A 14,230-nucleotide genomic window follows, 5' to 3' on the forward strand; every position below is an offset into this window, starting at 1 on the left:
TCACGCCGCCCGGGAGAGTGTCAGAAGCGGCCATACAGCAGGGTCGCGGTCAGCAGTACCAGCAGGGTATCGGCATCGACCGGCTTGGCCAGCAGCGGAAAACCCAGCGAACTGGCACGCATGCGCTGCGGCGGGGTGACCTGGGCCGAGATGAACAGGATTGGCAGGTCCGGCCGCAGACGTGCCAACTGTTCGGCCAGTTCGAAGCCGCTCATCTGCTTCAAGCCGACGTCGACGATGGCGCAGCAAGCCTGGGCCAGACAGGTGCTGTCCAGAAAATCCTCGGCGGTATCGAAGCTGCAGCTGCGGTGCCCGGCCGAATCCAGCAGGTTGCACAAGGCAGCGCGTACCCAGAGGTCGTCATCAATGACCGCGACAGGGCGGTACAGTGACAGTGGCGTGTTCTCCCCTTCGCTCATCATCGTCGGCCAAGGTCGGCTCCTGCGCAGGTTCATCCGCGCGGCGCCGGGGTTGCCCGCACCGGCCATTGGCGCGGGCCGGCGCAGCTGTGCGCAGCCAGACGGGCGGCGCACTGGGAAAAGGTCGCTGTGTGGGCAGCGTGGCAGGTGATGCGGCGGTGTTATGCACCCTCGCGGGTGACGGCTCTTTGGCCTGATAAATCTGTGATGCCAGGCTTTCCCGGCCGATGCGTCCGGCCGGAAAACCGGCATTCATTATTTCTGTTCCGGCGGCGGGTTACCCGTGATCTTGGGAATGCACTCACGGTGGAACCAGGAAGCCGTCAGCGGTTCTCCGGCCAGCTTGCGCCGTACGATCGGTACCAGTTGCTCGCCGATCAACATGCCTAGCAAGCCCAGCAGGGCGATGATGGGAGGGGCTGGCGACTGCACGTGCAGGGCGGCATAGATCAGGCCGGCCAGGATGCCCATCAACAGGGAAATCAGATAGGGTTTCATGGAGACTCCCGGATCAGCCGCCAAACAGGTGGCCGACCCCAGTGATCAGACGTTCGCCCAGCACCATGCCGAGCAGGCCGATCAGGGCGATGCCCGGCGGCGCCGGAGAACGCACCTTGAACAGGGCATAAAAGACGCCGATCAGGATGCCGGCGCCCAGTGAAATCAGATAAGCGGACATGGCCCGGCTCCTCGTGAAGATAGTGCGCCGCCACCTGGTCTGCGGCCCGTGGAGGAGCCGCAACGCAGGTGGCGAGGGCAGACCGTATTACTTGGCCGGAACCGGTGCCAGGGTCTTCTGGTTGCCGTGCGGACGTTGCTCGGCCTTGTGCACCATGGTGTAGGCGTAGTCCACGCCCATGCCGTAGGCGCCGGAGTGCTCGCGCACGATGTCCATGACGGCGGTGTAGGTTTCCTTGCGGGCCCAGTCGCGCTGCCATTCCAGCATGACTTGCTGCCAGGTCACCGGGATCACGCCGGCCTGGATCATGCGCTGCATGGCGTAGTCGTGGGCTTCCTTGGAGGTGCCGCCGGAGGCGTCGGCCACCATATAGATTTCATAGTCGCCTTCGGCCATGGCGCACAGGGCGAAGCTGTTGTTGCAGACTTCGGTCCACAGGCCGGCCACGACCACCTTCTTCTTGCCGTTGGCCTTGAGGGCGTCGCGCACCTTCTGGTCATCCCAGGAGTTCATGGAAGTGCGTTCCAGGACGTCGTGCTCAGGGAACACCGACAGCAGTTCCGGATAGGTGTAGCCGGAGAAGCCCTGGGTTTCCACGGTGGTGATGATGGTGGGGATGTTGAACACCTTGGCCGACTTGGCCAGGGCGACGACATTGTTCTTGAGAACCTGACGGTCCATCGATTGCACGCCGAAAGCCATCTGCGGCTGTTGGTCGATGATGATGAGCTGGCTGTTTTGGGGGGTCAGCACTTCGAGTTTGGAATTGATGGTCATGATGATTCCCTAGATGGGTAGTGTATGGAGGAGTGTGGGCGACCCGGCGACGGGGAGACGCGGCCAGGGCCGACCCGGCAGACGGGAGTGAGGCTGCCGGAGGCGATCATAGGCAAGAGGGCAGGGCGCTGCCATTATCTGTTCGTATAGCTAGACGCTGGCACGGCGTTTTTGCACACTGCCAACACCAATAAAAGCACATGGGATGACTGGCACGTGAAGTTTTGATGACCTCCGCGCCGGCATCGACATGTGCGATCCGCCACCCTCATTCTCCATCGTCCCTGTCTATGTCCGGAGCCTCCATGACGACCGCAACCAGCGTTACCCCCGATCTGATCCTGCTCAACGGCAAGATCCACACCGTCGACAAGCAGAACCCCATTGCCGAGGCCGTTGCCATCGGTGGCGGCAAATTCCTCGAAGTTGGCAGCGCCGCCGACGTCATGCGTCTGAAGCAGGCCCAGACCAAGGTCATCGACCTGGGCGGCCGCACTGTCATCCCCGGCCTGAACGACTCGCACCTGCATTTGATCCGCGGCGGCCTGAACTACAACCTGGAACTGCGCTGGGAAGGCGTGCCCTCGCTGGCCGATGCGCTGCGCATGCTGAAGGACCAGGCCGCTCGCACCCCACACCCGCAATGGGTGCGCGTGGTCGGCGGCTGGACCGAATTCCAGTTCGCCGAAAAGCGCATGCCCACGCTGGAAGAACTGAACGCCGCTGCACCCGATACCCCGGTCTTCGTGCTGCATCTGTACGACCGTGCGCTGCTCAACCGCGCTGCGCTGCAGGCGGTCGGCTATACCAAGGACACCCCCAATCCGCCGGGTGGCGAGATCGTGCGCGATGCCTCGGGCAATCCGACCGGCATGCTGATCGCCCGTCCCAATGCCATGATCCTGTACGCCACCCTGGCCAAGGGACCGACCCTGCCGCAGGAATACCAGGTCAATTCCACCCGTCAGTTCATGCGCGAACTGAACCGTCTGGGCGTGACCAGCGCCATCGACGCCGGTGGTGGTTTCCAGAACTACCCCGATGATTATCAGATCATCAACAAGCTGGCCGCCGATGGACAGTTGACCATCCGCATCGCCTACAACCTCTTTACCCAGAGCAAGGGCGCCGAGCTGGCGGACTTCCAGAAATGGACCGGCATGGTCAAGCCGGGCGATGGCAACGACTTCCTGCGCCATAACGGTGCCGGCGAAATGCTGGTGTTCTCGGCGGCCGACTTCGAGGATTTCCTGGAGCCGCGCCCCGACCTGGCCGATGGCATGGAAGAAGAACTGGAGCGGGTGGTGCGCCATCTGGTCTCCAACCGCTGGCCGTTCCGCCTGCACGCCACCTATGACGAGTCGATCTCGCGCATGCTGGACGTGTTCGAGAAGGTCAACCGCGACATCCCCTTCGATGGCCTGCACTGGATGTTCGACCACGCCGAGACCATCACCGAGCGCAACATCGAGCGCGTCAAGGCGCTGGGCGGCGGCATTGCCATCCAGCACCGCATGGCCTTCCAGGGCGAATACTTCATCGACCGCTACGGCGTGGAGGCAGCCGAGCACACCCCGCCGATCGCCAAGATGCTGGAAATGGGCGTGCCAGTTGGTGCCGGTACCGATGCCACCCGCGTGGCCAGCTACAACCCCTGGACAGCGCTGTACTGGCTGGTGTCCGGCCGCACGGTCGGTGGTGCCAAGCTGTATGGGGCCGCCGGTCGCCTGCCACGCGAGACCGCGCTGGAACTGTGGACTGCAGGCAGCGCCTGGTTCTCCAGCGAACAGGCCAAGAAGGGCCGCATCCAGGCCGGTCAGCTGGCTGACCTGGCGGTGCTGTCGTCCGACTTCTTCAGCGTTCATGAAGACGAGATCAAGAGCATCGAATCGGTGATGACCGTGGTCGATGGCAAGGTGGTCTATGGGACCGGTGCGTTTTCCTCGCATGGTCCGGGCGAGATCCCCGTGCTGCCCGAGTGGTCGCCGGTGGCCAAGGTTCCGGGGCACTATCGTGCCGTGGCAAAGACCGATGCTGCCCGCCAGAAGAAGGCGACCCTGCCGCACGCCTGCGTCGGTTCCTGCGGCGTGCATGGTCACTCCCACGACGTGGCGCGCAAGTCCAGCGTCCCGGTCTCCAACTTCGCCGGCTTCTGGGGCGCGTTGGGTTGCAGCTGCTTCGCGTTCTGATCATGCAGGCGCGCCAACTCCCCCGCCGGCAGGGTCTGCCGGTCCCGCCCCTGGATCTGGGCCTGCTGTTCCTGCGCCTGGCGGGCAGTTTCATGCTGTTCTACGTCCATGGTCTGCCCAAGCTGCTGCATTACGCCCATGAACTGAGCGTGATCGAAGATCCCTTCGGCATGGGGCCGACCGTCTCGCTGTGGGCGGCCATCTTCGCCGAGGCGCTCTGTCCCATCCTGATCGTGTTGGGCCTCTTCACCCGCCTGGCCTGCCTGCCGATCATCGGCGTGCTGCTGGTGGCTATGCTGGCGGTGCATCCCGGCTGGAGCATTGCCGAGGGCCAGTTCGGCTGGCTGCTGCTGGTGATCTTCACTTCCATCGCGCTGTGCGGCCCGGGCCAGTGGCGCCTGGGACGCGGTAGTGCCCAATCGTAGGCAGCGTCTTTTCTCCACCTCACACTCACCCAAGGAGCATATCCATGAGCACCATCACCACCCGCGACGGCACCGAAATCTATTACAAGGACTGGGGCAGCGGCCAACCGGTCGTCTTCGGCCATGGCTGGCCGCTGGACGGCGACATGTGGGAATACCAGATGAATTTCCTGGCCGAGCGCGGTTTCCGCGTGATCGCCTATGATCGCCGCGGCTTCGGTCGTTCCAGCCAGCCCTGGAACGGCTACAACTACGACACCTTCGCCGACGACCTGGCCGAGCTGATGGACAAGCTGGACCTGCAGGGCGCCACACTGGTCGGCTTCTCCATGGGTGGCGGCGATGTGGCCCGCTATGTCGGTCGCCACGGCACCAAGCGCGTGGCCAAGGCGGCCCTGCTGGGCGCGGTGACCCCGATCTTCGGCCAGGCGCCGGACTTCCCGCAGGGTGTGCCGGCCGAGGTGTTCGCCGGCATCCAGGGTGGTCTGTTGAAGGACCGCGCGCAATTCATCAGCGACTTTGCCGCCGTCTTCTTCGGCACCAATCGTCCGGGCAAGGCTGACGCCGTCAGCCCGGGCGTGCTGGCACAGACCTTCAACATCGCCATGCTGGCTTCGCTCAAGGGCACGCTGGACTGCGTGACGGCCTTCTCCGGCACCGATTTCCGCGAGGACATCAAGAAGTTCAACTTCCCGACCCTGGTGATCCACGGTGACGACGACCAGGTCGTGCCCTTCGCCACCACCGGCAAGCTGGTGGCCGAGATGGTGCCGGGTGCGCAGCTGAAGGTCTATAGCGGCGCTCCGCACGCCCTGTGCGCCACCCACAAGGACCAGATCAACGAAGACCTGCTGGCCTTCCTGAAGGCGTAAGCATCATGAGTCTCGATGCCAACCAACGCCAGCAACTGGAAAAGCGCCGCCTGGCGCCGCTGGCCACGCCTGGCCTGCTCTCCGGGCAGGCCAGCCAGGAAATCGGCGGCGCCTTGACCATGCTGCTGGCCGATATCTTCGCCCTGTACCTGAAGACGAAGAACTTCCATTGGCACATGTCCGGGCCGCACTTCCGCGACTACCACCTGCTGCTGGACGACCAGTCCCAGCAGATCATCGCCATCACCGATGCCGTGGCCGAGCGGGTGCGCAAGATCGGCGGTACCACCCTGCGTTCCACCGGGCATATCGGCAAGCTGCAGCGGCTGGCCGACAACGATGCCGACTTCGTCACCCCCTCCGACATGCTGGCCGAACTGCGCGAGGACAACCTGCGCCTGGTCGGCTTCATGATGGCCACCCACGAACTGTGCGACGAGCATGGCGACGTGGCCAGTGCCAGCCTGCTGGAGAACTGGATCGACGAGGCCGAGCAGCGTGCCTGGTTCCTGTTCGAATCGGGGCGTACTTCGGTCTGAGTCCGCCCGGATTCAACTGAACGAAGCCTTGATCGAAAGCTGAGCAATGGGTAGGGCCTGCGGGTCCTGCCCATTTGCGTTTTTTGTTAAAGTCGGCTTTCTGCCTTCCTGTTCTCCTGTTGAATCAGTCTTTGGAAATCGATGATGGCAAGTTCCTCCGTCTCCCGTCTCGTGAAGCACATCCGCATGCAGGATGATGTCGCCCTGGTGCGCGCTACCCAGAACCACGCGGCGGCGTCGGTCCTGCCCCCACCGCCGGTACTGGATATTCCCAGTGATGACGCCTTTTCGGTCATCGTGCAGTTGCAGGATTTTCGCCAACACAAGCTATGGCGTGGTCAGCGGCTGGTGCATGCCGGTGGCCACCGGCTGGGCGACATGGCCATCACCGACCTGCGCGAGCAGTGGCGCTGCCAGCATCTCTCGGACTATGACAATGTGCGCCTGCATCTGCCGCGCGCCTCCCTTGAGCGGGTGAGCGAGGAAGGCGGGCGTCGTATCGGCGCCTTGCAGCAGGTCCAGGCGATCCGCGATCCGGTGGTCTGGCATCTGCTGCATGCCATGCTGCCTGCGCTCACGGGGGCGGCCAATGACAGCGATACCGTCTACCTCGATAGCGTCACCCTGGCCCTGCATACCCACCTGGCGCAACGTTATGGAGGTCAGCCGGTGGGTCGTGGCGGGGGCGCTGGCCTGGCCGGCTGGCAGCAGGTGCGGGCGCGCGAATACATGCTCTCGCACCTGGCGCGACGTCTGACCCTGGCCGAGATTGCGGCCGAGTGCGGCATCTCGCGGGCGCATTTCGCACGTGCCTTCAAGCACAGCTTCGGTGTGCCGCCGCATGCCTGGCTGCAGCGCCAGCGCGTGGAGCTGGCTTGTCGCCTGCTACGCGAGAGCGACAAGGGCATGACGGCCATCGCCCTGGAATGCGGCTTTTCCGACCAGAGTCATTTCAGCCGGGTGTTCAAGCAGATTCAGGGAGTGGGGCCGGCGGCCTGGTTGCGGGCGCAGGGCTAGACCGGCTACAGCGGTGACCGGTGCACGGCGCCTGAACCCTTGGCCTTAGCGCTGACGCGCGGAGTGGATCTGCAGCCGTTCTGCGGCCCGCACGAGGTCGGCGAGGGTCTTGGTCTGCATCTTGTCCATCACGCGCCGCTTATGGACCTTGACGGTGATTTCGCTGATGCCCAGTTCGGTGGCGATCTGCTTGTTGAGCAGGCCACCGATGGCCAGTTCCAGCACTTCACGTTCGCGCGGGGTCAGTGTTTCCAGGCGCGAGGTGCTGGCGGCATGCTCGGTGCGCATGCCTAGTTGCCGGTCGGCAATGGCCAGGGCGTCGCGGACCGCGCCCAGCAGCCGGTCATCCTCGATCGGTTTGGTCAGGAATTCATGGGCACCTGCCTTCATCGCCAGCACCGTCGTCGGTATGGTGCCGTAGCCGGAGATGAAGATGACGGGAATGGCATCGCCCCGCTGTTCCAGCCGGCGCACTACCTCGAAACCGTCGGACCCGGGCATCTTCATGTCCAGCAGGAGGCAGCAGGGTTGGGCTGGAAGAGGCTCGTGCAGGAACGCATCGGCCGAGGCGAAGCCACGTGCATTCAGGTTGGCCGAGGCCAGCAGTCGTAGCAGTGCTGTCCTGACCATGCCATCGTCGTCGACGACAAATACCGTACTTTCCATGGTTCCTTCCGTGCTGCCTGGTTGCAAAAATCTGTGCGACAGAGCAGGGCGGTGATCGGGCGGTCAGGAGCCCCAGCGCCAAGCTGTGCAGTGTTGCCTATCATCTGCATTCGGGCCGGATTTGGATTGTACAAATGTGCTGTTTTTTGTAAAAAATGCCTTTGTTGCATTTTCTTGCCGATGGATGTGATTCTTTTTGCAAGCCTTTAGGGCGCCCCTGCTATCCCCAGAGATAATGGGCGCGGGCGGCAGGCGATGCTATGGTGTGCGGCCTCTTCAATATTTCCCCACCCTCTGCGAGACGCTCCATGAATGCCGCACAACGCAACCGCCTGCAGTCCTCCGGACTGGCTTTTCTCGCCGCCTATGTCGATACACTGGGCTTCATCGCCCTGTTCGGTCTGTTCACGGCCCACGTCACGGGCAACTTCATCCTGATCGGTTCGGCCCTGGCCGACACCTCGCAGATGTCCATCCTGCTGAAATTCCTGGCCTTCCCGGCTTTCATCATCGGGGTGGCGGTGGGGCGCCTGCTGATTGCCGCCATCCAGCGCCGCAATGGCCGTGCACTGGGCTGGTCGCTGGTGCTGCAACTGGTGTTGCTGATCGGTTTCATGGTCTGTGGCATGGCCGCAGCGCCCGTGCAGTCGCCCACGGCCGGCTGGGTGATGGCATCTGGCCTGCTGGGCACGGCCTCGATGGGCGTGCATAGTGCCATCAGCCGCCTGTTGCTGGCGCACCTGGCGCCGACTTCCCTGATGACCGGCAACGTCACCCAGGTGGTGATCGACGTGGTGGACATGCTGCGCGGCGCTTCCGACGCCGGCACCACCGAGCGCTGCATCAAGTTCGTCTGGCCGGTCTTGTCCTTCGGTGTGGGTGCGATTGCGGCGGCGTTTGCCTATCACGCCATCGGCTTTGCCGCACTGGTCGTGCCGGTGCTGATCCTGGTGGCCTTGATCGGATGGGAATTCACCCAGCAGCCCGCCAGCTGAGGGGGGGCTCCTGCCCGGGCGCCTAGCGCCGGGGTGCAGGAGTGGCGGCCCGCGTCGGCAGCAGCCAGACGATGGCCAGCGCCGCGTAGATCGCCGAGGCCATCAGCGGTGCCCACTGCGAGAGCAGGATCGCCAGGGCGTAGAGCAGGATGGAGGTATTGTTCTTGCGACCCTGTCCGAGGATGCGTGCGGCTTCCGGATGATTGCTTTCGGAGGCGCGCAACGTGCGCTTGAGCACCAGGAAGGACACCGAGCACATCAGCAGGATCAGCCCATAGGCCGCCACCGGCGCCATGTCGCGGTGATGGCCGGCGATCCAGGCGGTGGCGAAGGGTAGCAGCGAGAGCCAGAACAACAGATGCAGGTTGGCCCACAGTACCCGCAGATTGACGCGATCGGCGAGCTGGAACAGGTGATGGTGGTTGGTCCAGTAGATACCCACGTACAGAAAGCTGAGGGCATAGCTCAGCAGTGCCGGGGCCAGTGCCAGCAGGGCGCTCGGCTCGGCTGAGGCGGGCGCGTGCAGTTCCAGGACCATGATGGTGAGGACGATGGCGAAGACGCCATCGCTGAAGGCTTCAAGCCGGGATTTGTTCACGGAGGCAGGGGGCTAGGGATGATCCCGCGCACCTTAGCACCCCGTTGCACAGGCCGACATTATCCCTTCGGATAGGGCGCTGCCGGGCTCAGCCTTGTGGCGCGATCTTGTCCCACAGGTCGGCGCCGTTGAAATCACGGATCACCGCATGGGCACCGGCCGCGCGCAGCCGGGCCTCGTCCAGGCCGCCCAGCATGCCGAAGGTCCAGATGCCGGCACTGCTGGCCGCCTTGACACCCGAACTGGAATCCTCGAAAGCGACCGCCTGTGCCGCCGTGCCACCGAGTAACTGCAGCCCGGTCAGGTAGGGCAGGGGATCGGGTTTGGCGCGTTCCAGCTCGTCGCCGATGACCAGGGCATCGAAGCGGCCAGCCAGTCCGGTGGCCTTCAACATCAATTCGGCATTGGCCCGGGGGGCATTGGTGACGACGGCGCTACGCCCGCCGATACGGGCGATATGCTCCAGCAGACGCTCGATGCCGGGGGTAGGCGCGACGTGCTGGTCCAGCTGCGAGCGGAACAGGCTTTCCTTTTCTTCCGCCAGCGGGATGTACTGCTCAGCCGGCATGCCGGGGAATAGGTGACCGAAGATCATGGCGTTGGAGGCGCCCATGATGTGGGTCTTGTAGTAATCGACATCGATATGCCGGTCCCAGCGCGCCAGGATGGTGTTGAACGCGGCGTGATGCAGGGCGTCGCTGTCCATGAGCGTGCCGTCGAGATCGAACAGGAAAGTGGTGATGGCCATGATGGTCCGTGCAAGTGGGAGGCGGCCATTCTACCCAAGAGTGAGGGGGTGTGGGCTGCAGCGACCCTCATCGTCCCTTCGCGCATGCCTGCATGCGTTTTTCCAACTCTCCTACGATAGCTGCCGAAGTCCGCCGATGGCGCCTGCGCTAGCGCAGCCCTACAGTCTCTCCGTGGCAATGCCCCCGGCCCTGCGCTCCCGCAGGGGATCAATCCATCAAGAAACGCGAGGAGACTCATGACCACCTCAACCATCCACTCCCTTCCTGCGGCCAGCGTCGAGGCCGTCAACAGCAACGGCTCAGGCGTCTCGTGGGGCGCCATCCTGGCGGGTGCCTTTGCGGCCGCCGCGCTGTCGTTCATCCTCGTGATGCTGGGCTTTGGCCTGGGCTTTTCGTCCATCTCGCCGTGGTCCGGCGAAGGGCTGTCGGCCAAGACCATCGGCTATTCCACGGCCGGCTGGCTGTTGTTCACCCAGATCGCGGCATCGGCCATCGGCGGTTTCCTGGCCGGGCGCCTGCGTGTGAAATGGGCCGGGCTGCATACCCGTGAAGTCTATTTCCGCGATACCGCGCACGGGCTGCTGGCCTGGGCCGTGGCCTCGCTGGCTACTGCTGCGCTGCTGGGCTCGGCCGTGGGCAGCGTCATCTCCGGTGGCGCCAAGACACTGGGTGCTGCCGGCGGTGCCTTGGGTACCGGGGCTGCTGCGGCCACCATGGCAGTGGGCCAGGACGGTGCGCGTCCGGCTGGCGGCGCTGGCGACATGGCCGATCGCTTTTCCGGTTACTTCATCGATTCGATGTTCCGTAGTGGTAACACCGCTAATGCAGGTAATGCAGGTGCTGCATCGTCCGCAAACCAGCCCGCAGTGCCGGCCGCAACCGACGGCGCTGCTGCTGCGCCGGTGGCCCCCTTGGCAGCTCCGACGGCCGCTGATGGTCGCGATCTGACGCAGGCCCAGCGCATGGAAGTGGTGCGTGTATTTGGCTATTCGCTGGCGAGCGGCAAGCTGGCCGATAACGACCGCCGTTACCTGGGCCAACTGGTGGCGCGCCATACCGGCGTATCCCAGGCCGATGGTGAAAAGCGTGTCACCGATACCTTCGCGGCCTACCAGGGCGCTATCGCTGACGCCGGCACCAAGGCCAAGGAAGCCGCCGACGCTGCCCGCAAGGCTGCTGCCTACGCCTCGCTGTGGATGTTCCTGGCCCTGCTGTGCGGTGCTTTCGTGGCCAGCCTGCTGGCGACCTATGGTGGCCGCCTGCGCGACCGCAACGAGCTCTACGCTGAGGCAGTGGTCCGTCGCGACGGCCGCCTGGGCGAACCCGAACTGCACTGAAACCTGACGACATCGACCTGAACCCCAACCTTGAGAGGAGACTGACATGGGCGCAATTCTGCTCTGGCTACTGGGTATCCCCATCCCCATCATCCTGCTGCTGATCCTGTTGTTCTGAGGACGCAGGAGACGCAGTAGACGTAATACTCGCAGTAGATTCAGCAAGGGCGGCCAGATGGCCGCCCTTGTTCGTTGATGGGAAGGGATTTCCCCGCACTTCGTTTCAGCGGTCCCTGTTTCAACGGTGTCAAAGCTCCATGTAATCGAAGGACTTGATGCCGTCGAGCTTGAGAAAGCCCTGAACGATGCGATGAAATTCCTTCTCCGAGGTATGCGAGAGCACGATGGACACTTCGTCGAAAGCGCCGCCGTCGGCTTCGCGCCTGACCACGAATTTGCTCACCCGCGCCGCCGAGGCACCCATCAGTTGGTGTAGATGGCCGATATTGAAAGTATCGGCCTGGACCAGGAAGGTAATGCCGCGCTTGTGCTTGTCGGCGAAATAGCGCCGCTCCAGGGGCTTCATCCCGGCCAGGATCAGCAGCACGATGGAGGTCCCGGCCACGGCGGCGACATACATTCCGCCACCGACGGCCAGGCCGATGGCGGCCACTGTCCAGAGGCTGGCGGCGGTGGTCAGGCCACGGATGATTTCTCCGCGCAGCAGGATCGACCCTGCGCCCAGGAAGCCGATGCCCGAGACCACCTGAGCTGCCATCCGCGAGGGGTCAAGGACCACCTTGTCGGACTGCAGGATCCCGGAAAAACCATAGGCCGACACCAGCATGATGAGCGAAGAGCCGACACAGACCAGCATGTGGGTACGCAGGCCGGCTGCCCAGGAAAGGCGTTCACGTTCGATGCCGATCAGGCTGCCGAGAACGGCAGCTGCGGCCAGGCGGAGGATGACGTCCGTTGCGGGGAGCATGGATTCTCCTTCTGAAGGGATGGGAGGCAGCTTACGCAATGCTCAGCCTGGAAGGCATGGATGAGCTTGCGTAAGCCTGTGGAGCGATGTCTGATCGTTAAAAGTATATATTATTTATATTGTTTGATCTTTACCGCTGCCATTCGGGGATCCCATTGCCGATAGGTGATAGCCCTTGAGCCTGGCGTGCGAGCGGTGCCTTGGTCATTGATGCCAATGACGCCGCATGCACCGGACACGTCCTTGCCGCTTCAATCTTCCTCGACCCAATCCACCACCGCGCCCAGCGAGCGCAGGTTTTCCACGAACTTGGGATGGGCGCGTCGGATCGGCAGGGCATTGCGGATTTCCGAGCGACCTTCGATGCTGGCCGCCACCATGAACAGCGCAATGGCCACCCGGATGATGTACGGACTTTCCACCGAGGCCGGCGTCAGCGGCAGGCCGCCGAAGGTGATCAGCCGATGCGGGTCGCCCAGGAAGACGTGGGCGCCGAACTTGGACAGTTCACTGCTCCAGCCCATGGCGCCGTCATAGATCTTGTTCCAGAACATGGTGTTGCCATCGGCCTTGACCCCCAGCGCGATGAAGATCGGCAGCAGGTCCACCGGCAGGTAGGGCCAGGGCGCGGCCTCCACCTTGGTGAGGATGTTGCTGGTGAAAGGCTTGACGACTTTGAGCGGGCCGTTCTGGCGGGTGTGCGACCAGCCGTTTTCGTGCACCACTTCCACGCCGAACTTGGCGAAGGTGCGATCGATCAGCGGGAACTGCTCCGGCGCGCTGTTGCGCACCCGCACCTGACCGCCGGTGATGGCGCCCATGGCCAGGAAGGTCGCGATCTCGTGGAAATCCTCGTCGAAGCGGAATTCGCCGCCCCCCAGTTTTTCACCGCCACGCACCGTCACGCGCGAGGTGCCGATACCATCGATCTGCACGCCCATCATCGCCATGAACCGGCAGAACTCCTGCACGTGCGGCTCGGAGGCGGCATTGGTCAGCACCGACTCCCCGCCGGCCGAGGCCGCGCAGAGCACGAAGTTTTCAGTGGTGGTCACCGAGGCATAGTCCAGCCAGTGATGGTTGGCCTGCATGCGGCCGCTGGTGCGGATGATGAGCGAATCGGGACTGCTTTCCACCCGCGCGCCGAAACGCTGGAACACCTCCACGTGCGGATCGATTTCCCGCACGCCCAGGGTGCAGCCCTTGACGTCGTTTTCCAGCCGCGCCACACCGAAGCGCGCCAGCAGGGGCGGTACCAGCATGATGGAGGAACGCATTTCCTCCGGCAGATGGTGAATTTTTGGGTCGAAGCAGGTATCGCGGTGATGCAGTTCCAGGATGCCGCTGGCATAGTCCACCGATACCTCGCTGCCCAGCACGCGGAAGATCTCCAGGATCTTCTTGACGTCGGTGATCTCGGGGATGCCGATCAGACGTAGCGGTTGGTCGGTCAGCAGGGTGGCGCAGAGGATGGGCAGCACTGCATTCTTGTTGGCGGAAGGAATGATGTCGCCGCGCAGCGGGCGGCCACCGTGTACGATGAGATTGGACATGAAGGTAAGTTGAATCGGGCTGACAAAATCGACCGGAGCGGGGCAATGCCTGGGTCCGGCCTGGAATGGACAGATTATGCGCCGGCCGGTTGCAGGCAGGGAAGCAAATTTGCGGCGGCGCGGCGTCTTGTCTTATTGTCACTAGAACGCATTTTTAAGCTTCACTTTATCGATGCAAAGCTGAACGTTGCTGCATCATCGGCCAAGTTTCCGTATCATGGCCGGTCTTGAATGAATGCTCCGACTGAGGTTTTCGACGATGTTTTGTACGCAGCAGCCCCGTTCCGACGATAGTTTCCCTTTGTTTCTGCAGATTTTGCGCCGCGCTGGCGTGTTGGCCAGGCTCCTGATGTGCAGCGTCCTGCTGCTGATGTTGACAGTCATCTCGGGCAAGGTGAGCGAGGCGCAGGCGGCCGGTTCCAGCGCCGGCAAGCACAGGCCGGCCGCGAGCGGCGCCAAGGGACGCAAGCGGGTAGTGCGCAAGAAG

The 14,230-nt window shown here is 63.5% G+C and carries 16 protein-coding genes; 7 read left to right on the top strand and 9 right to left on the bottom strand.

Translation table 11 applies throughout. From position 1 onward, the window contains the following. Window positions 1-20: 20 nt before the first annotated feature. From HFRIS_RS10735 to HFRIS_RS10745, 4 genes are all read right to left on the bottom strand, one after another. Entirely contained in the window at window positions 21-419 is a 399-nt protein-coding gene (locus HFRIS_RS10735) for a response regulator transcription factor (RefSeq protein ID WP_244436286.1), read from the bottom strand. A gap of 255 nt (window positions 420-674) precedes the next feature. Next, window positions 675-917 (bottom strand): DUF1427 family protein, encoded by a 243-nt coding sequence (locus HFRIS_RS10740; RefSeq protein ID WP_006463357.1) that lies wholly within the window; start codon window positions 915-917, stop codon window positions 675-677. Between the two features lie 13 nt (window positions 918-930). After that, entirely contained in the window at window positions 931-1,098 is a 168-nt protein-coding gene (locus HFRIS_RS24775) for a DUF1427 family protein (protein WP_006463358.1), read from the bottom strand. An 87-nt stretch (window positions 1,099-1,185) separates the two neighbouring features. Beyond that, window positions 1,186-1,875: a hydrolase gene (locus HFRIS_RS10745; RefSeq protein ID WP_006463359.1), complete on the bottom strand. Its 690-nt coding sequence runs from the start codon at window positions 1,873-1,875 to the stop codon at window positions 1,186-1,188. A 305-nt stretch (window positions 1,876-2,180) separates the two neighbouring features. Here HFRIS_RS10745 and HFRIS_RS10750 point away from each other — a divergent pair, with 305 nt between their 5' ends. The 5 genes from HFRIS_RS10750 to HFRIS_RS10770 all read left to right on the top strand — a co-directional run bounded on the left by HFRIS_RS10750 (window position 2,181) and on the right by HFRIS_RS10770 (window position 6,917). Continuing rightward, window positions 2,181-4,064 carry an amidohydrolase gene (locus tag HFRIS_RS10750; RefSeq protein WP_006463360.1) on the top strand — a complete coding sequence of 628 codons (1,884 nt, stop codon included), beginning with the start codon at window positions 2,181-2,183 and terminating at the stop codon, window positions 4,062-4,064. Between the two features lie 2 nt (window positions 4,065-4,066). Then, the gene (locus HFRIS_RS10755; protein WP_039875277.1) at window positions 4,067-4,489 is read left to right on the top strand and encodes a DoxX family protein; all 423 of its coding nucleotides are present in this window, start codon (window positions 4,067-4,069) and stop codon (window positions 4,487-4,489) included. A gap of 44 nt (window positions 4,490-4,533) precedes the next feature. Next, window positions 4,534-5,361 (top strand): alpha/beta fold hydrolase, encoded by an 828-nt coding sequence (locus HFRIS_RS10760; RefSeq protein WP_006463362.1) that lies wholly within the window; start codon window positions 4,534-4,536, stop codon window positions 5,359-5,361. Window positions 5,362-5,366: 5 nt separating this feature from the next. Continuing rightward, window positions 5,367-5,900 carry a Dps family protein gene (locus HFRIS_RS10765; protein ID WP_006463363.1) on the top strand — a complete coding sequence of 178 codons (534 nt, stop codon included), beginning with the start codon at window positions 5,367-5,369 and terminating at the stop codon, window positions 5,898-5,900. A gap of 144 nt (window positions 5,901-6,044) precedes the next feature. Further along, window positions 6,045-6,917 (top strand): AraC family transcriptional regulator, encoded by an 873-nt coding sequence (locus HFRIS_RS10770; RefSeq protein ID WP_006463364.1) that lies wholly within the window; start codon window positions 6,045-6,047, stop codon window positions 6,915-6,917. Between the two features lie 45 nt (window positions 6,918-6,962). Here HFRIS_RS10770 and HFRIS_RS10775 read toward each other — a convergent pair whose 3' ends face one another. Continuing rightward, window positions 6,963-7,583 carry a response regulator transcription factor gene (locus tag HFRIS_RS10775; protein WP_006463365.1) on the bottom strand — a complete coding sequence of 207 codons (621 nt, stop codon included), beginning with the start codon at window positions 7,581-7,583 and terminating at the stop codon, window positions 6,963-6,965. A 308-nt stretch (window positions 7,584-7,891) separates the two neighbouring features. Here HFRIS_RS10775 and HFRIS_RS10780 point away from each other — a divergent pair, with 308 nt between their 5' ends. Then, complete coding sequence (locus HFRIS_RS10780) at window positions 7,892-8,578, top strand: YoaK family protein (RefSeq protein WP_006463366.1); 687 nt, start codon at window positions 7,892-7,894, stop codon at window positions 8,576-8,578. A gap of 22 nt (window positions 8,579-8,600) precedes the next feature. Here the strand turns inward: HFRIS_RS10780 and HFRIS_RS10785 are convergent, their stop codons facing one another. Both HFRIS_RS10785 and HFRIS_RS10790 read right to left on the bottom strand, forming a co-directional pair. Further along, the gene (locus HFRIS_RS10785) at window positions 8,601-9,176 is read right to left on the bottom strand and encodes a TMEM175 family protein (RefSeq protein ID WP_006463367.1); all 576 of its coding nucleotides are present in this window, start codon (window positions 9,174-9,176) and stop codon (window positions 8,601-8,603) included. Between the two features lie 88 nt (window positions 9,177-9,264). After that, window positions 9,265-9,924: an HAD family hydrolase gene (locus HFRIS_RS10790; protein ID WP_006463368.1), complete on the bottom strand. Its 660-nt coding sequence runs from the start codon at window positions 9,922-9,924 to the stop codon at window positions 9,265-9,267. A gap of 237 nt (window positions 9,925-10,161) precedes the next feature. Between HFRIS_RS10790 and HFRIS_RS10795 the strand changes: the two genes are divergently transcribed. Beyond that, complete coding sequence (locus HFRIS_RS10795) at window positions 10,162-11,262, top strand: hypothetical protein (RefSeq protein WP_006463369.1); 1,101 nt, start codon at window positions 10,162-10,164, stop codon at window positions 11,260-11,262. 247 nt (window positions 11,263-11,509) lie between these two features. Here the strand turns inward: HFRIS_RS10795 and HFRIS_RS10800 are convergent, their stop codons facing one another. Then, complete coding sequence (locus HFRIS_RS10800) at window positions 11,510-12,190, bottom strand: MgtC/SapB family protein (RefSeq protein ID WP_006463370.1); 681 nt, start codon at window positions 12,188-12,190, stop codon at window positions 11,510-11,512. Between the two features lie 251 nt (window positions 12,191-12,441). Continuing rightward, window positions 12,442-13,743, bottom strand: a complete 1,302-nt coding sequence (locus HFRIS_RS10805) for a UDP-N-acetylglucosamine 1-carboxyvinyltransferase (protein ID WP_006463371.1) — start codon at window positions 13,741-13,743, stop codon at window positions 12,442-12,444. Window positions 13,744-14,230 lie beyond the last annotated feature (487 nt).

This window comes from Herbaspirillum frisingense GSF30 (genome assembly GCF_000300975.2).
GTDB lineage: Bacteria > Pseudomonadota > Gammaproteobacteria > Burkholderiales > Burkholderiaceae_D > Herbaspirillum > Herbaspirillum frisingense.